This is a genomic window from Bradyrhizobium manausense (assembly GCF_001440035.1).
GTDB classification, from domain to species: Bacteria; Pseudomonadota; Alphaproteobacteria; order Rhizobiales; family Xanthobacteraceae; genus Bradyrhizobium; species Bradyrhizobium manausense.
The window spans coordinates 777,101-797,818 of record NZ_LJYG01000108.1 but is presented as its reverse complement, the minus strand read 5'-3'; the positions used below and the strand labels follow the sequence as shown (position 1 = coordinate 797,818).

The window sequence follows — 20,718 nt, the reverse complement described above, 5'->3', positions numbered from 1 at the left end:
GAAGCGGATACCGGTTCGCGTAGAGAAAACGCGTCAAACTAAAGAGTCTTAGGACGTGCTCCGATGTGTCTGCTTTGCGACGATGAGAAGGCCTATCAGGCCTACATGAATTACCTCGACAAGATGGAGCGGCAGGGCAAGGCTGCCGATCCCAATGTCGCCGTCAATGAAGTGCTCGACGAGCTCCAGGCCGCGGCGAATGCGGCCGCCAAAAAAGACGACCCGGCCAACGACAAGACCCTGTCTCCGTTCTTCTGCAGCCCGATCAATAAATGACCGATTTGACATCGCTGACGCTCGCCGAGGCCCGCAAGGGTCTCGCCGACAAGACTTTCACGTCGCTCGAGCTGACCGACGCGCATCTTTCCGCGATCGAGCAAGCGCGCCTGCTCAATGCCTTCGTTCTGGAGACGCCCGACCGGGCGCGCGCGATGGCTCGCGAGGCGGACGCCAAGCTCGCCAGGGGCGAGGCGGGGCCGCTCGCCGGCATCCCGCTCGGCATCAAGGATCTGTTCGCGACCAAGGGCGTGCGCACCACGGCCTGCTCGAAAATCCTCGGCAATTTCGTGCCGACCTATGAGTCCACGGTGACCTCGCAGCTCTGGCGCGACGGCGCCGTGATGCTCGGCAAGCTCAACAATGACGAGTTCGCGATGGGCTCGGCCAACGAAACCTCGTGCTTCGGCCCCGTCGGCAATCCCTGGCGGCGCGAAGGAAGCAACACCACGCTGGTGCCGGGCGGCTCGTCCGGCGGCTCGGCCTCGGCCGTCGCCGCGCTACTCTGCATGGGCGCGACCGCGACCGACACCGGCGGCTCGATCCGCCAGCCGGCGGCGTTCACGGCCACCGTCGGCATCAAGCCGACTTATGGCCGCTGCTCGCGCTGGGGCATCGTCGCCTTTGCCTCCTCGCTCGACCAGGCGGGCCCGATCGCGCGCAGCGTGCGCGATGCCGCGATGCTGCTGCGCTCGATGGCCGGCCACGATCCGAAGGATACCACCTCGGCCGACATTGCCGTGCCGGACTACGAGGCGGCGATCGGCAAGTCCGTGAAGGGCATGAAGATCGGCATCCCCAAGGAATATCGCCTCGACGGCATGCCGGCCGAGATCGAGAAGCTATGGAGCGAGGGTGCGGCCTGGCTCAGGAGCGCCGGCGCCGAGCTGGTCGAAGTGTCGCTGCCGCACACGAAATACGCGCTGCCGGCCTATTACATCGTGGCGCCGGCGGAGGCCTCGTCCAACCTCGCGCGCTACGACGGCGTCCGCTATGGCCTGCGCGAGTCGGCTAAGAATATCATCGAGCTCTATGAGAACACCCGCGCCAGCGGCTTTGGCGCGGAGGTGCGCCGCCGCGTTATGATCGGCACCTATGTGCTTTCGGCCGGTTATTACGATGCCTATTATTTGCGGGCCCAGAAGGTGCGCACGTTGATCAAGAAGGATTTTGAGGATTGCTTCGCCAAGGGCGTGGACGCGATTCTCACCCCGGCGACGCCGTCGGCGGCCTTCGGCATTGGCGAGAAGGGCGGTGCCGATCCGGTCGAGATGTATCTCAACGACATCTTCACGGTGACCGTGAACATGGCGGGCCTGCCTGGTATCGCCGTGCCATCAGGCAAGGACGCACAGGGCCTGCCGCTCGGCCTGCAGCTGATCGGCCGCCCTTTCGAGGAGGAGACGCTGTTCTCGCTCGGCGAGGTGATCGAGCAGGCCGCCGGCCGCTTCACGCCAGCGAGGTGGTGGTGAATGTCGCCGATTTCATCGCGAGCCTCGACGGCGCGGTACCCGCGCCTGAGCTGAACGCGCCGCTTAGGGGTCTCTGGTGGGCTGCGAAGGGCGACTGGGACCAGGCGCACAAGATCGTCCAGGACGACAACGGCCGCGACGCCGCCTGGGTGCACGCTTATCTGCACCGCGTCGAAGGTGACCTTGGTAACGCCGGCTACTGGTATCGCCAGGCGGGCCAGGTCGCGGCAAAGGATTCATTGGAAGCGGAGTGGCAGCGGATCGCTGCCGCGCTGCTCGGGAGCAAGACATGAGCACGGCCACGCACAAGCTTCTCAAAGGCGCCACCGGTGACTGGGAGGTGGTCATCGGCATGGAGATCCATGCCCAGGTGACGTCGAACTCGAAGCTGTTCTCGGGTGCCTCGACCGCGTTCGGTGGCGAGCCGAACACGCAAGTGTCGCTGGTCGACGCGGCGATGCCGGGCATGCTCCCCGTCATCAACGAGGAATGCGTCAGGCAGGCTGTCCGGACCGGGCTTGGGCTGAATGCGACAATCAATCTTCGCTCGGTGTTCGACCGCAAGAACTACTTCTATCCCGATCTGCCGCAGGGCTATCAGATCAGCCAGTACAAGTCGCCGATCGTCGGCGAGGGCGAGGTGCTGCTCGAGCTCGAGGGCGGCAGGACCGCCATCGTCGGCATCGAGCGGCTGCATCTGGAGCAGGACCCGGCAAAGATGCTGCACGACAAATTGCCGTCGCAGTCCTTGATCGATCTCAATCGCTGCGGCGTGGCGCTGATGGAAATTGTCTCCAAGCCCGACATCCGCGATGCCGAGCAGGCCAAGGCCTATGTGACCAAGCTGCGCTCGATCCTGCGCTATCTCGGCACCTGCGATGGCGACATGGAGAAGGGGTCTCTGCGTGCCGACGTCAACGTCTCCGTGCGCAAGCCCGGCGGGCCGCTCGGCACCCGCTGCGAGATCAAGAACCTGAACTCGATCAACTTCATCGGCCAGGCGATCGAGTACGAGGCGCGGCGCCAGATCGAGATCATCGAGGATGGCGGCAAGATCGACCAGGAGACGCGCCTGTTCGACGCCAACAAGGGCGAGACGCGCTCGCTGCGCTCCAAGGAGGAGGCGCATGACTACCGCTACTTCCCCGATCCGGATCTGCTGCCGCTCGAGTTCTCGCAAAGCTTCGTCGACGAGCTGAAAGCAAAGCTGCCGGAGCTGCCGGACCAGAAGAAGGCGCGCTTTGTCGCAGACTTCGGCCTATCGGCCTATGATGCGAGCGTGCTGGTCGCCGAGCGCGAGAGCGCGATGTTCTATGAGTCCGTGCTGGACAGGCTCGCCAACCGCACCCGCGACGGCAAGATGGCGGCGAACTGGGTGATCAACGAGCTGTTCGGCCGTCTCAACAAGGAGGGCCGGGACATTACGGACTCTCCTGTTAACGCCGAGCAGCTCGCCGCCATCATCGACCTGATCGGCGAGGGCACGATCTCGGGCAAGATCGCCAAGGATCTGTTCGAGATCGTCTGGCAGGAGGGCGGCGACCCGCGCGCGCTGGTCGAAAGCCGCGGCATGAAGCAGGTGACGGATCTTTCGGCGATCGAAAAGGTTGTCGACGGCATCATCGCAGCCAATCCCGACAAGGCCGCGCAGGTGAAGGACAAGCCGCAGTCGCTCGGCTGGTTCGTCGGCCAGGTGATGAAGTCTTCAGGCGGCAAGGCCAACCCGCAGGCGGTCAACGAGCTGCTCAAGTCCAAGCTCGGCATCTAGCGTCGCGCGTTCGGACGAGGTGACGACACGCTTCGTCACCTCGCATCAGCCTCGCGATGCGACGCACGCGCGCGTCGTCGATAGCGTTATCATCCCATCCGAGCGTGACGCGGCGAGGCGAATCGCAGCTCGCTCGATTCGCTCAAAACGGCGACTTGCACACGCTCAGACGAGCGCTTCCGCCGTTAAGCATGAAAATAATTTCATTGCCAAAAAGCGCGACTCAGAGTCCGCGACTCCGCCTCGCGAGGCGACCGCTCGCATAGTCGCGCGCTTCATCGCATCGATCGCGCGCGATGCGCGCGCGCAGAATCATACTTGCTGCATAGTGTTTTCGTGCAATCGCATTGCACGGCCGCGTCGATACAGCGCGACGCATTTGCGATCGCGAACGCGTGTCTCTGCTGACCGGCAAATCAAGTGCGGCTGGCGCACGCGCGCGGCGTCGTCAACACTTCCTTAAGTGAGAAGATGTTTTTTTCGTCGTGTTGGTGTATTCGGGGTGAGTGCATTCGATCCCCGAATGCGCACAGCGATTAAAGCCATCTCACACATCGGAGGGCAACATGGCCAAGAAAGCGAAGAAGGCGAAGAAGGCGAAGAGCGCAGTGAAGAAGACTGCGAAGAAGACCCGCAAGGTCGCGAAGAAGAAGAAGTAACTTCGACTTCTGAAGTTGCCGGCTCCTGGTAGCCGGCACGTCATCGGCGCCTCCTAGAGGTTCTGGTCGACGAAAGAGGGTGTCGGCGAGACATCAGGTCAACGGTCGGATCGTTCGACTTTACGGTCCGGCAGAAGAAACAGAGTTTTCTTCGTTCGGTGCGGTCTCCCTCAAAAGGGCTCCGCAATTCCACAAGCGGCCTTCGGGCTCATTTGGAATCTGGTCCTGACGTGTTCGCCGACGCCCTCGTTCCCTGAGGCCGGGGTATTGCCGGCAATCCCTTTCCCCACATTGTTGATCTGACCGCGACGCCGCCGCATGAACTTGGCTGTCGTGGTTCCGGCCGTTCTGCCCTGAGGCAGGCGAGGGCTGAGGCCGCGCGCGGCTTGCGCGGCGCTTCCCCATTCGCAGTGTCATCGCCCGGCTTCGACCGGGCGATCCAGTACGCCGAGGCGGCAGCGGTTGAAGCGATGGGCCGTGGTGTGCTGGATCCCCCGCCGGAGCCTGTCATCGGGCTCGCCGAAGGCGAGACCCGGTGGCGGTGAATGACGGAGCGGACGCGGTCCGCCACCGTGCGCGATGGTTATCGATGTCCGAAAACCGCAAGGTAAATCTATTCTGACGAATCGCAGAAGTACCTGCGAATCAGGGACTTCTTGAAGTTCCCGCAGGCGAGGGGCAGCCTTGCGTTTACGTCTGCTTCATCGCGATACTTAAACTGCCATTCAAATTTGCCCGCCATCATCGCCTTCAACAAGCCGGCAAACGGCAATGGGCGAGAAGCCCTGGGGATGAGTTGAACAGCGCGCGATCCGGAAGGATCACGTGCATCGAGTTGGACGGGAGCCGCGCTCGGCGGATTCGGGGCGGCACAAGAAAAAGGGGATGCGTTATGTTTCAGGGGACTTTCGATCTCGATACGGCGACGCCGATCGATGCAAGCGCGCTGTCGGACGTTCTGTTCGAGCGCGGGATCTACTGGGCGAGCGGTCGCGCCGGCCTGGTCGATCTCGTTGCCGCGCACAAATGGTTCAACCTCGCCGCTCTGAAGGGGCGCAAGGACGCCATCGCGCTGCGCCAGGAAGTGGCCAGCCAGATGTCGGATGCCGAGATCTCGGCTGCGCAGCGCGAGGCGAGGGCCTGGGTGTCCGCGCATTGAGCCATCTCCGTTCATTGGAACGGGGACAGCGCCGTGGACCGCGCTCCGTCAGTGGAGCGCCAGCCTGACGGGCGAGATCTGCCGCCGGCTTTCAGCGGTGCTATCGGGTCATTTGAATGGGGTGGCGGAGAGAGAGGGATTCGAACCCTCGATACAGCTTGAGACCGTATGACGCTTTAGCAAAGCGTTGCCTTCAGCCACTCGGCCACCTCTCCGGTGCGAGCCTTATGCATCTAATTGCTTGGGCTGGTCAATTTCGAAGCGCGTGTTTGGGCGCGAATTTTCCCAGCGATTTTTGCAAGCAACCCATCCGGAGCGCTGCCAAGGCCGTTTCTGCTGTCCGGAGAGAGGGGGTGGGCGTCGGCCTCGGTTCAGAAAGCCAAATCAAAACAACACGATAAGAACGCATCGCCGTTTGTTTGTGCCATTTACGCAACACTGGCCGAGATCGGAACCCGTTCCCGCACAAATCTCGTCCGCAAATGGAGCGGAGATGGCCGCTACTCCACGCTGCCGGCGCCGCGGTGCAGATCGGCCTCGATCTGAAGCCGCGTGCCGCCGCCAAAGCGGGCGCGGTAGACCTGAAGATTCTCCATGATCCGCTGCACGTAGTTGCGCGTTTCGGAGAACGGGATCAGTTCGACCCAGTCGACCGCGTCGACCTTGGGGTCGCGCGGATCGCCGTAACGATCGATCCACTTCTTCACGCTGCCGCGACCGGCGTTGTAGGCGGCGAAGGTCATGACGTAGGAGCCGCGATAATCCTCGAGCAGGCCGCCGAGCTCAGCCGCGCCAAGCGTGGCGTTGTAGGAGGAATCGTTCTTCAGCCGCGACGGGTCATAGGTCGCGCCATGCCGCTTGCAGACATAGCGCGCGGCATCAGGGGTCACCTGCATCAGGCCATAGGCCTGCGCCGGCGAGACCACGGCCGGATTGAAGGCGCTTTCCTGCCGCGCGATCGCATAGACGATGCTGCGCTCGACCTCGGGACCGATCTGCGTGAACTGCGGAATGCCGTTGACGGGGTAGGCGTAGAAGTCGAACGGTAGCCCGCGATTGAGCGCGGCCTTGCCGACCAGCAGCATGCCGCGCGCATCGCTATAGCGCTGGGTCAGCTCGCCGAGGCCGGCGAGTGCCTCGGGATCGCCGTTCTCGCCCATATCGGCAAGCATGGGAACTGCCATCTCGCGCTCGTCGAGCTCATAGAGCAATTGCGCCGCGCGCACGATCTCGAGCCGCTCCGCGCCGCGGCCGCGCGGCTGGCTGTTCAGCTCGATCTGCGGCAGGCCGAGCTTTGCGCGCGCGAGCTGGCCGTAATAGCTGGTCGACTGCTCGGCGGCGCGGGCATAGGCGTTGCGCGCCTCCTGCTGGCGGCCGGCGGCTTCCGCGGCGCGGCCTTGCCAATAACCAGCGCGTGCCAGCGTGGTCGGATTGACGCTGCCGACGCCGATGCGGGCAAAATGCTGGGCGGCCGCGGCGGGATCGTTGAGGAAGCGCAGCGCGATCCAGCCGGCGGTGAATTCCTGCTCGGTCTTGTAGATGTCGCGCGAGGGCAGGGCCGCATCACGTGCGATCAGATAGGCGCTGCGAAAATCCTCGGTGTCGATCATCTTGCGCGCCAGCAGGCGCCGCTCGATCCACCATTCGTCGAGATTGTAGAGCCGGTTCGGATCCTTCGGTGCCGCCAGCATCAGCTGGGCGGCCTCGGCAAACTTCTCTTCCCGGCGCAGCAGCTGGATCTTGCTGAAGATGAAGCCGGGATCGCTGTGCAGCTCGCGCGGCACCTCTTCCAGCAATGCGCGCGTGTTCGGCGCTTTCTTGAAGGAGGCAATGCGGGCTTTCGCAAGCGCGACATAGCCGGCGCCGAGACGCCGGGCGGCGCGCATCGCCGCCTCGTGCTCGCTGCCATAGAGCAGCGTGTCCATCCGCGCCTTCTGGTCGCCGGGCGTCAGCAGCGCGCCGAACTGGTCGAGCGCGTTGTTCTCGGTGTCCTCCGACATCGGATCGTTGCGCCAGGCCTCGCGCACCAGCCGCTCGGCATTGGCGCGGTCGCCGCGCGCCAGCATCGCCTTGGCGAGCACGAAGCGGCCCTTGGCCGAGACAGGCGATTCGTTCTCGAACCACGACCACGCGACGGAATCGTCGCGCCGGTCGTCCCACATCGCAGCTTCAAGGCGACGGCGCAGGAAGGTCTGCGACGGCCAGCTCGGATTGGCGGAGAGGAAGGCGCGGTAGCGTTCGACGCTGGCGCCATTGTCTTCGCTGCGCAGGATGATCCATTCGGCGAGCTTTCGCGCGACGGGATCGGAAATCGAATCCGCGTAACTGGTGGCATCGCCCGGCTTGCGCTTGCGCACGAGCTCGATGACGTTCTCCAGCGTGTCCTTGTCGGCTTGCGACGTCGATGAGGTCGCAGCGACCGCGGCTGGCGTCACAGGCTTGCGCGGTGCGGCATGCTGACGGGTCGCTGGCGCGAGCACGGGCGTTGCAACGGGTCTGGCGGAGACTGGAGCAGGGGCAGTGGGTCTCACGGTGGCCGTCACCGCCGGCGCGGCCTGGGGCGCCGGCGCGCCAGCGGCTGGACGTGACTTTGGTGCCGCGGCTGCAGCTGCAGGTCTCGGTTTGTCCTTTGCGGCGTCCTTGCCGGCAGGCTTCTTCGCAGCATCCTTGGCCGTCGGCGGAGTTGCTCCCTTGCTTGCACCCTTGGCCGTATCCTTTGCCGTATCCTTGGCGCTGTCCTTGCCCGCGCCCTTCGAGGTCTCCTTGGCGGAGCCCTTTGCCGTATCCTTCGCAGGCGGCTTGGCGGCTGGCTTTGCGGTTCCCTTGGCCGCCTGTTTGGCGGGTCGCTTGGTGCCGTCTTCGGTCGTCTCGCTGGATTTGGCCAGAGCGACGCAGCCGACCGACAGGCCGGCCATCAGGCACAGCGCCAGACCGGCAGATCGCCATGCGGAACGGGATAAGGAGGTCACGGCGGTTCGTCGCCCCGAATCAGTCAATTGGCCCAAGACCTGTGTGTACAAGACCTGGCTGTATTTGATTGAATATGAGGACAAAATACCAACAGCCGCTTACCGTCGCCGGGTTTGCACCACCACCGCGGCAAAATCGCGGCTTAAACGGCTGCGTCACGCGGATGCAGGCCTTTTACGGGCGGGTGAGACCCGATATGAAAGGGCTTGCTCTAAAACTCGCCGCGTACGGAGGAAGTCCATGGCAGCCAAGACGAAATTCCGGGGGTCGTTCACCGCCTTGGTCACGCCGTTCAAAAACGGCTCGCTGGACGAGGCGGCGTTCCGCTCCCTGGTCAACTGGCAGATTTCGGAAGGCACCAATGGCCTGGTTCCGGTCGGCACGACAGGCGAAAGCCCGACGCTTTCCCATGACGAGCACAAAAAGGTCGTCGAATGGTGCATCGAGGAGGCCAAGGGGCGGGTGCCCGTGATCGCCGGCGCGGGCTCGAACTCGACCAAGGAAGCCATTGAGCTCGCCCAGCACGCCGAGAAGGCCGGCGCCAATGCCGTACTGGTGGTGACGCCATACTACAACAAGCCGACCCAGGAAGGCATGTACCAGCACTTCAAGGCGATCAACGACGCGATCGGCATTCCGATCATCATCTACAACATCCCGCCGCGTTCGGTGATCGACATGTCGGTCGACACCATGAAGCGGTTATGGGAGCTGAAGAACATCGCCGGCGTCAAGGACGCGACCGCCAGCATGGTGCGCGTGTCGCAGCAGCGCGCCGCGATGGGCGAGGATTTCAACCAGCTTTCCGGCGAGGATGCCACCATCATCGGCTACATGGCGCATGGCGGCCACGGCTGCATTTCGGTGACGTCGAATGTCGCACCGCGCCTGTGCGCCGAGTTCCACGCGGCGTGGGCGAAGGGCGATACCAAGGCGGCGCTCGCGATCCATGACAAGCTGATGCCGCTGCACAACAACCTGTTCATCGAGAGCAATCCGGCGCCGATCAAGTACGCGATGTCGCTGCTCGGCAAGTTCGACGAGACGCTGCGCCTGCCGATGGTCCCGGTGTCCGAGCCGACCCGCGCCGCCGTGCGCAGCGCGATGGTGCACGCCGGGCTGATCAACTGATTTTCCTGCCGGGGAGCCGTTTATGAGCGTCGACGAGAAGGGCCGGAAGATGCTCACGGAGTTCCGTGAGTTCGCCATGAAAGGCAACGTCGTCGACCTCGCCGTTGGTGTCATCATCGGCGCGGCCTTCGGCGCCATCGTCACCTCGCTGGTCGGTGACATCATCATGCCGGTCATCGGCGCGGCGACCGGCGGCCTCGACTTTTCGAACTACTACGTCCCCTTGTCGAAGGCGGTGACCGCCACCAACTTAGCGGATGCGAAAAAGCAAGGCGCCGTGCTTGCTTACGGAAACTTCCTGACGCTGACGATCAACTTCATCATCATCGCCTTCGTGCTGTTCCTGGTGATCCGCGCCATGAATACGTTGAAGCGCAAGGAGGAGGCCAAGCCCGCGGAGCCGCCGAAGCCGTCGGCGGAGGTCGTTCTGCTGACCGAGATCCGCGATCTCCTCAAGAAGTGACGCGCGCGTTTCATCCAATCTGTTAGCTTCGCTGCGTATCTCGATCAGGTTTGTCTGACATGGCCGATAAGAACGAACGTCCCATCAAGGTCATGGCGGAAAATCGCAAGGCCCGCTTCAACTACGCCATCGAGGATACGATCGAGGCCGGCATTGCGCTGACCGGCACCGAGGTGAAGTCGATCCGCAACGGCAAGAGCACGATCGCGGAGTCTTACGCCGATTCCAAGAACGGCGAGATCTGGCTGATCAACGCCACGATCCCCGAATATCTCCAGGGCAATCGCTTCAACCACGAGCCGAAGCGGCCGCGAAAGCTGCTGCTGCACCGCCGGCAGATCAACAAGCTGATGGGCGCGGTCGATCGCGAGGGCATGACGCTGATCCCGCTCAAGCTCTATTTCAACGAACGCGGTCGGGCCAAGCTGCAGCTCGCAGTTGCCAAGGGCAAGAAGCTGCATGACAAGCGCGAGAGCGAGAAGAAGCGCGACTGGAGCCGTGAGAAGGGCCGCCTGATGCGGGCGAGGGGATAGGGCCTGAGAGGCCGGCAAGAGGACGAGATGTCTCAGAAGAACTTGCTCGAGGTCGATTGGAGCCAAATTCCCGCTCCCGATGACGATGGCGGTGCCGCGCATCTGAAGGGGCTGATGGTGCCCGCGATCAGCCTGCTCGCAACCGATGACACCTCGGTCAATCTGGCGGCGCTACCGGGGCGCACCGTGGTGTTCGCTTATCCCCGCACCGGCGAGCCCGGCAAGATCTCTTTGGTCGACGATTGGGACATGATCCCGGGGGCGCGGGGCTGCACGCCGCAGACCTGTGCGTTTCGCGACCTGTTCGCGGAGTTGAAGGCTGCCGGCGCTGCCCACGTGTTCGGCCTCTCGACGCAGAGCAACGCCTACCAGACTGAGATGGCCTCGCGCCTGCATTTGCCGTTCCCGGTGCTCTCGGATGAGAAGCTGGCGTTCACGCGCGCGCTCAATCTGCCGACCATGGAGGTCGCGGGCTTGACGCTGATCAAGCGTCTTGCGCTGATCGTTGATGACGCCAAGATCACCCACGTGTTCTATCCGGTGTTCCCGCCGGACCGGAACGCCGGCGACGTGCTGGACTGGCTGAAGGCCAATCCTGCCAAAGCCTAGTCGAGACCGGCCTTCACCTTCGCGAACACGCTGCGGAACATGTCCGGCGTCAGCACGCCGGTGTTCGTGTTGTAGCGGGAGCAGTGATAGCTGTCGTAGAGCTTGAACGGGCCGGCCTGGTGCACGGCGCCGTGGCCGAAGGGAGCCTGGGATGCCTTCAGCTTCAGGGGCTTGAGCACGCTGTCGTGCGCAATCCGCCCGAGCGCGATGATCGCGCGCAGCTTAGGCATGGTTTCGAGATTCGCGACGAGGAACTGGCGGCAGGTGTTGATCTCGGCCGGCAGCGGCTTGTTCTGCGGCGGAACGCAATGCACGGCATTGGCGATCCTGCAGTCGACCAGCTTCAGCCCGTCGTCGGGCCGGGCCTGATAGCGGCCCTTCGCGAAGCCGTATTCCAGCAGCGTGGCGTAGAGCAGGTCGCCGGCATAGTCGCCGGTGAAGGGCCGGCCGGTGCGGTTGGCGCCCTGCATCCCCGGCGCGAGACCGACGATCAGGAGACGGGCCGTAATGTCGCCGAAAGGCGGGACCGGCGCGTTGTGCCAAAGCGGCTCTCGCGCGCGGTTCGCCTCGCGAAAGGCGACCAGGCGCGGACAGAGCGGACAGTCACGGTGGGGGATGAGAGTCGGGGTCTTAAGGCTTGACCGGGCCGCCTCACTCCTCGAAGTCGTCATCGCCCCTCGGCGCCATCGTGGTTGCGCGCTGGAGGAATTGCGGGGCGTGGTGGCGTCCCTCGCCACGCTCGCCGCGGTCGCGCGGGGCGGGGCGCTCGGACGGGTCGCGGCCAAGCTTGGACTGCAACTCGACGAGGTCGGTGAAGACGTCGGCCTGCCGGCGCAGCTCGTCGGCGATCATCGGCGGCTGGCTGGCGATGGTGGAGACCACCGTGACCCTGACACCGCGGCGCTGCACGGCCTCGACCAGCGAGCGGAAGTCGCCGTCACCGGAGAACAGCACCATCTGGTCGATGTGCTCGGCGAGCTCCATGGCATCGACCGCGAGCTCGATGTCCATGTTGCCCTTGACCTTGCGGCGGCCGGAGGCGTCGATGAACTCCTTGGTCGCCTTGGTGACGACGGTGTAGCCGTTGTAATCAAGCCAGTCGATCAGCGGGCGGATCGAGGAATACTCCTGATCCTCAATGATTGCTGTGTAGTAGAACGCCCGCAGCAGCGTCCCGCGGCTCTGAAATTCCTTCAGAAGGCGCTTGTAGTCGATGTCGAAGCCGAGGGTTTTCGCCGTCGCGTAAAGATTGGCCCCGTCGATGAAGAGCGCGATCTTGTTGGTAGGGGAAGGTGACATTCAGTTTGCTCGCGTAGTGTGTTCGTGATTGATCGTTTTATTGTTGGCGCGGCGGCAGCGTGCCGCGCAGTTCAAAGTGCTGCCGAAACCCGTCGAAACCGCAAATCCGGAGAAGTCGGGGCAATCAAGGTATAGTTATGGCGGCCCTGCTTACACCCGGCGCCACTTTCCATGGCAGCCCGGGGGTCCACCCATCTCAGCCCCAATGTGGGGGTAGCAGAGCCGTTTGGCGAGGCCAAATCACAATTTGGCCTTGCGAAATCGGCCCAGCCCCTATAACTAGCCCCGATCATCCACATATTTCGTCCCACCCACAACGGAGCGACAGTCCATGGCTCGCGTCACCGTAGAAGATTGTATCGACAAGGTCGACAACCGGTTTGACCTGGTCCTGCTGGCCGCCCACCGCGCCCGCATGATTTCGTCCGGGTCACAACTAACGGTTGACCGCGATAACGACAAGAACCCTGTTGTATCTTTGCGTGAAATTGCCGACCAGACCATCTCGCCGGAGGACCTGCGCGAGGAGCTGGTGCACTCCCTGCAGAAGTTCGTCGAGGTCGACGAGCCCGAGCCGGACACGGTTCCGCTGATCGGCTCCGCCGGCGCCAGCGTCGATGCGGACGATACCGAAGTTGCCGTGGAGCGCATGACCGAAGAGGAGCTCCTGAAGGGTCTCGAAGGCCTCGCGCCGCCCGAAGAGCAGCCCGAAGAGGACGAGTAATCGTCTTACTCGCGATCGTCGACTTCTTGTGATCTTATCAAAGGCCCGAACCCGCGTTCGGGCCTTTGCTTTTGTTGGCGTTTTCGTGGTTACCATAGCGTCGCCCGTTCGCGCCGCGCCTGTCAGTGAATTGATCGGCCGCAGCCGCGATCGGAGCTTAGGATGTATACAACGGGCCACTTCCTGGTCCGTCTGAAGGCAGGACGGCATGGTGTATCGACGCCGCAGACCCACGCAGATGCTGGCCGCAACCGAATCGGTTGCCGTCGCTCCGACTGCGCCAGTGGCACGGCCGGCGAAACCGCGCGCGCGGATGATGCGTCAATATGACCTCGTCGAGCGTGTGCGGTCCTACAATCCGAACACCAACGAAGACCTGCTGAATCGCGCCTATGTCTACGCCATGAAGGCGCATGGGTCGCAGACCCGCGCCTCCGGTGATCCCTATTTCTCGCACCCGCTCGAAGTGGCGGCGATTCTCACTGATCTGAAGCTCGACGACGCCACCATTGTCGCCGCCCTGCTGCACGACACGATCGAGGACACGGAGGCGACGCGTGCCGAGATCGACCAGATCTTCGGCCCCGAGATCGGCGCGCTGGTCGAGGGCCTGACCAAGCTGAAGCGGCTTGAGCTGGTCTCGCGCGAGGCCAAGCAGGCCGAGAACCTGCGCAAGCTGCTGCTGGCGATTGCCGACGATGTCCGCGTGCTCCTGGTCAAGCTCGCCGACCGCCTGCACAACATGCGCACGCTCGATTTCGTGCCGACGGAATCGCGCCGGCGCATCGCCGAGGAGACGCTCGACATCTACGCGCCGCTGGCCGGGCGCATGGGCATGCAGGAGATGCGCGAGGAGCTGGAGGATCTGTCTTTCCGCACCCTCGACCCCGAAGCCTATTCGGTGGTGATGCAGCGGCTCGATGCGCTCGCCGAGCGTAACCGCAATCTGATCGGCGAGATCGAGGACCAGCTCTCCAACAATCTGCGTCATCGCGGCCTGGGGGCGCGGGTCTATGGCCGCCGCAAGAAGCCGTTTTCGATCTGGACCAAGATGGAGCGCAAATCGGTCGGCTTCGAGCAGCTGTCCGACATCTTCGGCTTCCGTGTCGTGGTCAACGACATCGAGGCCTGCTATCGCGCGCTCGGCATCGTCCACACCACCTGGCCGGTCGTGCCGGGGCGGTTCAAGGACTACATCTCGACGCCGAAGCAGAACGACTACCGCTCGATCCACACCACCGTGATCGGACCCGGCAACCAGCGTGTCGAGCTGCAGATCCGCACCGAGGCGATGGACCAGATCGCCGAGCGCGGCATCGCCGCGCATGTGTTCTACAAGGAAGGCGTGGGATCGCCGACCGAATTCCTCAAGCGTGAGTCCAACGCGTTCGCCTGGCTGCGCCATACCATCGGCATTCTCTCGGAGAGCGCCAATCCCGAGGAATTCCTCGAGCACACCAAGCTCGAGCTGTTCCACGACCAGGTGTTCTGCTTCACCCCGAAGGGCAAGCTGATCGCGCTGCCGCGCCACGCCAATGTGATCGACTTCGCCTATGCCGTGCATACCGACGTCGGCAACAGCGCTGTGGGGTGCAAGATCAACGGCAAGTTCGCGCCGTTGTCCTCGGAGTTGCAGAACGGCGACGAGGTCGAGGTGCTGACCTCGGAAGCGCAGTCGGCGCCGCCCTCGGCCTGGGAGACGCTCGCGGTCACCGGCAAGGCGCGTGCCGCGATCCGCCGCGCCACGCGGACCGCCGTGCGCGATCAATATGTCGGCCTCGGCCGGCGGATCGTCGAGCGCCTGTTTGAACGTGCCAAGATCGAATACGCCGATGACAAGCTCAAGGGCGCATTGCCGCGGCTGGCGCGCACCTCGATCGAGGACGTCATGGCGGCTGTGGGGCGCGGTGAGATCAAGGCCTCCCATGTCGCCCGCGCGATGTATCCTGACTACAAGGAAGAGCGTGTCGCGCGGTACGGCATCAAGAAGGGTGCACTTGCGGCCAAGCTCAAGGAGAAGTCGCCGGAGCCGTCGCGCAGCCCGGTTGCGATTCCCATCGGCGGCAACAATTCCGCCCTGCCGGTGAAGTTCGCGCCGAACGGCGGTGCCGTCCCGGGTGACCGCATCGTCGGCATCGTCACGCCGGGCGAGGGGATCACGATCTATCCGATCCAGTCGCCGGCGCTGAAGGATTTCGAGGAGGAACCGGAGCGCTGGCTCGACGTCCGCTGGGACATCGAGGACTCCGCGCCGCAGCGCTTTCCGGCGCGTATCAAGGTCGAAAACGTCAACGAGCCCGGCGCGCTGGCGCAGATCGCGACCGTGATCGCGGAGCATGACGGTAATATCGACAATATCAGCATGCAGCGCCGCTCGCCCGACTTCACGGAGACGACAATCGATCTCGAAGTCTACGATCTCAAGCATTTGAGCGCGATCCTGGCCCAGCTGCGCGCCAAGGCGGTCGTCGCCAAAGTCGAACGCGTTAATGGATGAAGCACGTCGTTGCCGGGCTTGACCCGGCAACCCATCTTTTCAAAGAAGATGGATGCGCGGGTCGAGCCCGCGCATGACGAGTTGGGAAACATCACTTCGCGAGTCCTGAAATGCCTGCATCTCCGCTCCGCCTCGGCGTCAATATCGACCACGTCGCGACCGTCCGTAACGCCCGCGGCGGCCGCCATCCGGATCCGGTCCGCGCCGCGCTGCTGGCGATCGAGGCCGGCGCCGACGGCATCACTGCGCATTTGCGCGAGGACCGCCGGCACATCCGCGACGAGGACATGGCGCGGCTGAAGGCGGAGATCTCCAAGCCGCTGAATTTCGAGATGGCGGCGACCGACGACATGATGCGGATCTCGCTCGCCACCAAGCCGCATGCGGTGTGCCTGGTGCCGGAGCGGCGCCAGGAGGTGACCACCGAAGGCGGGTTAGATGTGGTCGGCCAGCATAATGCGCTTGCGCCCTATATTGCGCGGCTGAACGATGCCGGCATTCGCGTTTCGCTGTTCATCGCCGCCGATCCCGCGCAGATCGCAATGGCAGCCCGCCTGCGGGCGCCCGTGATCGAGATCCACACCGGGGCCTGGTGCGATGCCGTCACCGACGGCCATACCGACAAGGCCGAGGCGGAGTGGCTGCGGATCGTGGCGGGCGTGAAACTGGCGAAGGACGCGGGCCTCGAGGTCCATGCCGGGCACGGGCTAGACTATGCGACGGCCGAGAAGATTGCCGCGCTACCCGAGATCCTGGAGCTCAACATCGGCTACTACATGATCGGCGAGGCGCTGTTCGTCGGTCTTGCCGACACGGTGCGCCGGATGCGGTCGGCGATGGATCGCGGCCGGAGCCGTGCATGATCATCGGCATCGGCTCCGACCTGATCGACATCACCCGTGTGGCCAAGGTGATCGAGCGCCATGGCGAGCGTTTCCTCGACCGCATCTTCACCGCCGCCGAACGCGCCAAGGCGGAGCGGCGCGCCAAGAACGAGAAGATGGTGGTGGCGACCTATGCCAAGCGCTTTGCCGCCAAGGAGGCGTGCTCCAAGGCGCTCGGCACCGGCATCCGGCAGGGCGTCTGGTGGCGCGACATGGGGGTGATCAATCTGCCCGGGGGCAAGCCGTCGATGCGGCTGACCGGGGGAGCGCTGGCCCGCCTCCAGGCCCTGACGCCGGAGGGGTTCGAGGCCCAGATTGATCTGTCGATCACCGATGACTGGCCGCTGGCGCAGGCGTTCGTGATCATTTCCGCCGTGCCGCTGGCTAAGCCCTGAACGACGAGTGATTAATTTATAATTCTTGTTACAAGTCAATGGCTTGCGAGTTTTTGATGCGATCCTTGATTGCGTGGCATGCGACAACCGTCTAAAAGTTTGCCGACGCAAATCAGGCTGGGTGAATTCGGCTTTACGCCGGAATTGGCCCTCACTATCAGAATCAGGACAATCTCCTTGGGCTGCGAGCCGGGTGGGCCGTTCGCGGAGGGAGAGCGTTCTGTGATCGCCGGCCGGAATTGAGAGAGCAATGAGCGTGACTTCAGGAACGAAAACTGAGAGCGGCGTCGGCGAAACGGTCCGGGTCGTGATCCATGCTCTCCTGATCGCGCTGGTGATCCGCACCTTCCTGTTTCAGCCGTTCAACATCCCGTCCGGCTCGATGAAGGCGACGCTGCTGGTCGGCGATTATCTGTTCGTCTCGAAATATTCCTACGGCTACAGCCACTATTCGATCCCGTTCTCGCCGCCGCTGTTCTCGGGACGGATCTGGGGCTCGGATCCGAACCGTGGTGACATCGTCGTGTTCCGTCTGCCGAAGGACGACAGCACCGACTACATCAAGCGCGTGATCGGACTGCCCGGCGACCACATCCAGATGAAGGACGGTCTGCTCTACATCAACGATACCCCGGTCGAGCGCCAACGCATGAGCGAATATGTCGGCGAGGATCCGTGCGGCTCCGAAGGCGGCGGCATCTCGCGGGTGAAGCGCTGGAAGGAGACGCTGCCGAACGGCGTCTCCTACGAGACGCTCGACTGCGCCGACAACGGCTACATGGACAACACCAACGTCTATACGGTGCCGCCCGGCCACTTCTTCATGATGGGCGACAACCGCGATAACTCGACCGACAGCCGCTTCCTCGGCCAGGTCGGCTATGTGCCCGCGGAAAACCTGATCGGCCGCGCCCAGATGATCTTCTTCTCGATCGGCGAGGGCGAGCATGCCTGGATGTTCTGGCGCTGGCCGTGGTCGGTGCGCTGGAATCGCTTCTTCAAAATCGTCCGATGAAAGACGAAGCCAAGGACGTCGCGACCCAATCGATCGAGGCGCAAGCCGCCCCTGACGGCGAAGCTGCAACCAAGACGCTTGCGAACAAGACTCCCGAGGGAAAGGCACCTGAAGGCAAGGTGCCCGCGAAGAAGAAGCGGACGCGGAGCAGCAAGGCCAAGGACAAGGCCAAGGCGGCGGCCGACGCCAACGCGGCGCTCGAGGCCCGCATCGGCCACCACTTCGCTGATCCGAACCTCTTGATGCAGGCGATCACGCATGTCTCGGCGCTGAAGTCCGGGCGCAAGCGCGGTGACAGCTATCAGCGGCTGGAGTTCCTCGGCGACCACGTGCTCGGGCTCGTCGTCTCCGACATGCTCTATCATGCCTTCCCGAATGCCGATGAAGGCGAGTTGTCCAAGCGGCTTGCCGAGCTCGTGCGCAAGGAGAGCTGCGCCGACGTTGCCAAGTCGCTCGGCCTGCTCGACGACATCAAGCTCGGCTCGGTCGGCTCCAGCGCCGATGCCCGCCTGCGAAAATCCATCCTCGGTGACATCTGCGAGGCCGTGATCGGCGCGATCTTCCTCGACGGCGGCCATGCGGCGGCGGACGAATTCGTCAAGCGCAACTGGACCGAGCGCATGCACAAGCCGCGGCGCCCGTTGCGCGATCCCAAGACCGTGCTGCAGGAATGGGCGCAGGGCAAGGGATTGCCGACGCCCGTTTATCGCGAGGTCGAGCGGACCGGCCCGCATCACGATCCGCAGTTCCGCGTCGCCGTCGACCTGCCGGGACTGGCGCCGGCCGAAGGCATCGGCGGCAGCAAGCGCGCGGCGGAGAAAGTAGCAGCTTCAGTGATGATCGAACGTGAAGGCGTTGGCGGTGGCAATGACGGCTGAAACAAGCGGCGAGACGCCCACGGCGACGCGCTGCGGCTTCGTCGCGTTGATCGGCGCGCCGAATGTCGGCAAGTCCACGCTGGTCAATGCGTTGGTCGGGGCCAAGGTCACGATCGTCTCGCGCAAGGTCCAGACCACGCGCGCGCTGATCCGCGGTATCGTGATCGAGAACAACGCACAGATCATTCTGGTCGACACGCCCGGCATCTTCCTGCCCAAGCGGCGGCTCGACCGCGCCATGGTGTCGACCGCCTGGAGCGGGGCGCATGATGCCGATCTCGTCTGCGTGCTGCTCGATGCCAAGACCGGCATCGACGAGGAGGCCGAGGCGATCCTCGCCAAGGCCGCCAGCGTCAATCACGACAAGATCCTTGTCATCAACAAGGTCGATCTGGTCCAGCGCGAGAAGCTCTTGGCGCTGGCGCAGGCCGCCAACGAGCGCACGAAGTTTGTCAGAACCTTCATGATCGCGGCGATCTCGGGCGATGGTGTCGACGACGTCCGCAGCACGCTTGCCGAGATGGTGCCGCCGGGCCCGTATCTTTACCCCGAGGACCAGATGTCGGACGCGCCGATGCGGCAACTGGCGGCCGAGATCACGCGCGAGAAGATCTATCAGAAGCTGCACCAGGAATTGCCCTACCAGTCGACGGTCGAGACCGACAAATGGGAGGAGCGCAAGGACAAGTCGGTGCGCATCGAGCAGACGATCTTCGTGGAGCGCGAAAGCCAGCGCAAGATCGTGCTCGGCAAGGGCGGCGCCACCATCAAGTCGATCGGCGCGGACTCGCGCAAGGAACTGATGCAGATCCTGGACGTGCCGGTCCATCTGTTCCTGTTCGTCAAGGTGCGCGAGAACTGGGGTGACGACCCCGATCGCTACCGCGAGATGGGCCTGGAATTCCCCAAAGAATAAGCAAGAACAGATCGGTATTTTATGAGCGTGCCCCGCAACGTCCAGCGTTTCGAAGCGCTGCTCTATGCCTCGCTGATGCTCGACTCGCTGTCGGTGGCGGTGCAGGATCGCACGCCCTCCATGGAGATGACCGAGCAGATGATCATGACGGCGACGCTGCTCGCCGGCGGGATGATCCTGCTGCTGGTCTATTTCGTCTGGCTGGCTGCGCGCTGGCGCAAGAACTGGCCGCGCTGGGTGCTGGCAGCGGCGCTGGTGCTGTCGGCGATCTCGCTCGCTCAGATCCTCGGCGAGCGGGGTCTGGAGCTCGACAGCGCCATCGAGATCGTCTCCTGCGTGCTGACGGCATTCGGGCTGTATTTCTCCTTCACCGGCGATGCGAGGGGCTGGTTCAACGCCTAGATTTCGAGAGGTTCCCTAGGGTGGCAAAGGCGCGCCCTTGCGCCGTGCCCACCACCTCTCTCGATCACGAAAAATGCGTGGGCACGCTTCGCTTTGCCCACCCTACGACAGCTCGAAATGCGATAAGCTTCATCCCCATGGAATGGACCGACGAAGGCATCGTGCTGGGTGTGCGGCGGCATGGCGAATCCAGCGCCATCGTCGAACTCTTGACGCGTCAGCACGGCCGGCATCTCGGCCTGGTGCGCGGCGGCGCCAGCTCGCGGCTGCGGCCGCTCTTGCAGCCCGGCAACAGCGTCAGCGCGGTGTGGCGGGCGCGGCTCGACGAGCATCTCGGCACCTACGCGATCGAGGGATTGAAGCTGCGCGCCGCTACGCTGCTGGCATCCTCCCATGGTGTCTATGGCATCACCCACCTGGCCTCGATTGCGCGGCTGCTGCCCGAGCGCGATCCGCACGAGGACATCTTTGCGCTGCTCGAGCATTCGCTCGACGATTTCGACGACGTCGGCAGCGCGGCCGTGCATCTCATCCATTTCGAGCTGGCCATGCTCTCCGAGCTCGGCTTCGGGCTGGCACTCGAAAACTGCGCGGTGACCGGGGAGACCACGGATCTGATCTACGTTTCGCCGAAATCCGGCGGCGCGGTGTCGCGCGGCGCGGGCGAG

20 protein-coding genes, 1 tRNA gene and 1 pseudogene are annotated in these 20,718 nt (G+C 63.8%); 18 read left to right on the top strand and 4 right to left on the bottom strand.

Going from position 1 to position 20,718, the window contains the following annotated elements; genetic code table 11:
- Positions 1–63: 63 nt before the first annotated feature.
- From AOQ71_RS33960 to AOQ71_RS33940, 5 genes are all read left to right on the top strand, one after another.
- Positions 64–276, top strand: coding sequence for a hypothetical protein (locus AOQ71_RS33960; protein ID WP_057756502.1), 213 nt, complete (start codon positions 64–66; stop codon positions 274–276).
- Positions 273–1,748 carry an Asp-tRNA(Asn)/Glu-tRNA(Gln) amidotransferase subunit GatA gene (gene gatA, locus AOQ71_RS33955; RefSeq protein WP_057756497.1) on the top strand — a complete coding sequence of 492 codons (1,476 nt, stop codon included), beginning with the start codon at positions 273–275 and terminating at the stop codon, positions 1,746–1,748. The genes AOQ71_RS33960 and gatA overlap by 4 nt, the downstream gene beginning before the upstream one ends.
- On the top strand, positions 1,739–2,041 hold the full coding sequence (locus AOQ71_RS33950; RefSeq protein WP_083514677.1) for a hypothetical protein: 303 nt from the start codon (positions 1,739–1,741) through the stop codon (positions 2,039–2,041). The genes gatA and AOQ71_RS33950 overlap by 10 nt, the downstream gene beginning before the upstream one ends.
- The gene (gene gatB, locus AOQ71_RS33945) at positions 2,038–3,516 is read left to right on the top strand and encodes an Asp-tRNA(Asn)/Glu-tRNA(Gln) amidotransferase subunit GatB (protein WP_057756493.1); all 1,479 of its coding nucleotides are present in this window, start codon (positions 2,038–2,040) and stop codon (positions 3,514–3,516) included. Before AOQ71_RS33950 ends, gatB begins: the two co-directional genes overlap by 4 nt.
- A gap of 1,551 nt (positions 3,517–5,067) precedes the next feature.
- On the top strand, positions 5,068–5,334 hold the full coding sequence (locus tag AOQ71_RS33940; protein ID WP_057756490.1) for a hypothetical protein: 267 nt from the start codon (positions 5,068–5,070) through the stop codon (positions 5,332–5,334).
- A gap of 122 nt (positions 5,335–5,456) precedes the next feature.
- Here the strand turns inward: AOQ71_RS33940 and AOQ71_RS33935 are convergent.
- Positions 5,457–5,549 (bottom strand) — tRNA-Ser (locus AOQ71_RS33935).
- A 285-nt stretch (positions 5,550–5,834) separates the two neighbouring features.
- Positions 5,835–8,249: a lytic transglycosylase domain-containing protein gene (locus tag AOQ71_RS33930; protein ID WP_057756486.1), complete on the bottom strand. Its 2,415-nt coding sequence runs from the start codon at positions 8,247–8,249 to the stop codon at positions 5,835–5,837.
- A 295-nt stretch (positions 8,250–8,544) separates the two neighbouring features.
- Between AOQ71_RS33930 and dapA the strand changes: the two genes are divergently transcribed.
- From dapA to AOQ71_RS33910, 4 genes are read left to right on the top strand one after another with little or no spacing between them, the layout of a single operon-like run.
- Complete coding sequence (gene dapA, locus AOQ71_RS33925) at positions 8,545–9,435, top strand: 4-hydroxy-tetrahydrodipicolinate synthase (protein WP_057756483.1); 891 nt, start codon at positions 8,545–8,547, stop codon at positions 9,433–9,435.
- Positions 9,436–9,484: 49 nt separating this feature from the next.
- The gene (mscL, locus tag AOQ71_RS33920; protein ID WP_057756776.1) at positions 9,485–9,898 is read left to right on the top strand and encodes a large conductance mechanosensitive channel protein MscL; all 414 of its coding nucleotides are present in this window, start codon (positions 9,485–9,487) and stop codon (positions 9,896–9,898) included.
- A gap of 59 nt (positions 9,899–9,957) precedes the next feature.
- The gene (gene smpB, locus AOQ71_RS33915) at positions 9,958–10,431 is read left to right on the top strand and encodes an SsrA-binding protein SmpB (RefSeq protein ID WP_024341117.1); all 474 of its coding nucleotides are present in this window, start codon (positions 9,958–9,960) and stop codon (positions 10,429–10,431) included.
- Positions 10,432–10,458: 27 nt separating this feature from the next.
- Positions 10,459–11,040 carry a peroxiredoxin gene (locus AOQ71_RS33910; RefSeq protein ID WP_057756480.1) on the top strand — a complete coding sequence of 194 codons (582 nt, stop codon included), beginning with the start codon at positions 10,459–10,461 and terminating at the stop codon, positions 11,038–11,040.
- Here AOQ71_RS33910 and AOQ71_RS33905 read toward each other — a convergent pair.
- Together AOQ71_RS33905 and AOQ71_RS33900 are read right to left on the bottom strand one after the other, a co-directional pair.
- Positions 11,037–11,711 carry a uracil-DNA glycosylase gene (locus AOQ71_RS33905; protein WP_057756477.1) on the bottom strand — a complete coding sequence of 225 codons (675 nt, stop codon included), beginning with the start codon at positions 11,709–11,711 and terminating at the stop codon, positions 11,037–11,039. The two genes, AOQ71_RS33910 and AOQ71_RS33905, sit on opposite strands and share 4 nt — an antisense overlap.
- Positions 11,692–12,339 carry a LabA-like NYN domain-containing protein gene (locus tag AOQ71_RS33900; RefSeq protein ID WP_018644573.1) on the bottom strand — a complete coding sequence of 216 codons (648 nt, stop codon included), beginning with the start codon at positions 12,337–12,339 and terminating at the stop codon, positions 11,692–11,694. The genes AOQ71_RS33905 and AOQ71_RS33900 overlap by 20 nt, the downstream gene beginning before the upstream one ends.
- 331 nt (positions 12,340–12,670) lie before the next feature.
- Between AOQ71_RS33900 and rpoZ the strand changes: the two genes are divergently transcribed.
- The 9 genes and pseudogenes from rpoZ to recO all read left to right on the top strand — a co-directional run.
- Complete coding sequence (gene rpoZ, locus AOQ71_RS33895; RefSeq protein ID WP_027522935.1) at positions 12,671–13,063, top strand: DNA-directed RNA polymerase subunit omega; 393 nt, start codon at positions 12,671–12,673, stop codon at positions 13,061–13,063.
- A gap of 208 nt (positions 13,064–13,271) precedes the next feature.
- Complete coding sequence (locus AOQ71_RS33890; protein WP_057756474.1) at positions 13,272–15,560, top strand: RelA/SpoT family protein; 2,289 nt, start codon at positions 13,272–13,274, stop codon at positions 15,558–15,560.
- A gap of 110 nt (positions 15,561–15,670) precedes the next feature.
- Positions 15,671–16,423 carry a pyridoxine 5'-phosphate synthase gene (locus AOQ71_RS33885; protein WP_057756470.1) on the top strand — a complete coding sequence of 251 codons (753 nt, stop codon included), beginning with the start codon at positions 15,671–15,673 and terminating at the stop codon, positions 16,421–16,423.
- A complete protein-coding gene (gene acpS / locus AOQ71_RS33880; protein ID WP_057756466.1) occupies positions 16,420–16,839 on the top strand; it encodes a holo-ACP synthase in 420 nt (139 codons plus the stop codon). The genes AOQ71_RS33885 and acpS overlap by 4 nt, the downstream gene beginning before the upstream one ends.
- A gap of 250 nt (positions 16,840–17,089) precedes the next feature.
- Complete coding sequence (gene lepB, locus AOQ71_RS33875; protein ID WP_057756462.1) at positions 17,090–17,854, top strand: signal peptidase I; 765 nt, start codon at positions 17,090–17,092, stop codon at positions 17,852–17,854.
- Positions 17,851–18,732 (top strand): ribonuclease III, encoded by an 882-nt coding sequence (gene rnc / locus AOQ71_RS33870; protein ID WP_057756459.1) that lies wholly within the window; start codon positions 17,851–17,853, stop codon positions 18,730–18,732. The genes lepB and rnc overlap by 4 nt, the downstream gene beginning before the upstream one ends.
- A complete protein-coding gene (gene era / locus AOQ71_RS33865; RefSeq protein WP_057756456.1) occupies positions 18,722–19,648 on the top strand; it encodes a GTPase Era in 927 nt (308 codons plus the stop codon). Before rnc ends, era begins: the two co-directional genes overlap by 11 nt.
- Positions 19,649–19,669: 21 nt before the next feature.
- Positions 19,670–20,050 carry a hypothetical protein gene (locus AOQ71_RS33860; protein ID WP_057756453.1) on the top strand — a complete coding sequence of 127 codons (381 nt, stop codon included), beginning with the start codon at positions 19,670–19,672 and terminating at the stop codon, positions 20,048–20,050.
- Positions 20,051–20,187: 137 nt separating this feature from the next.
- Positions 20,188–20,718 (top strand): annotated as a pseudogene (gene recO / locus AOQ71_RS33855) (DNA repair protein RecO); the annotation flags it as partial.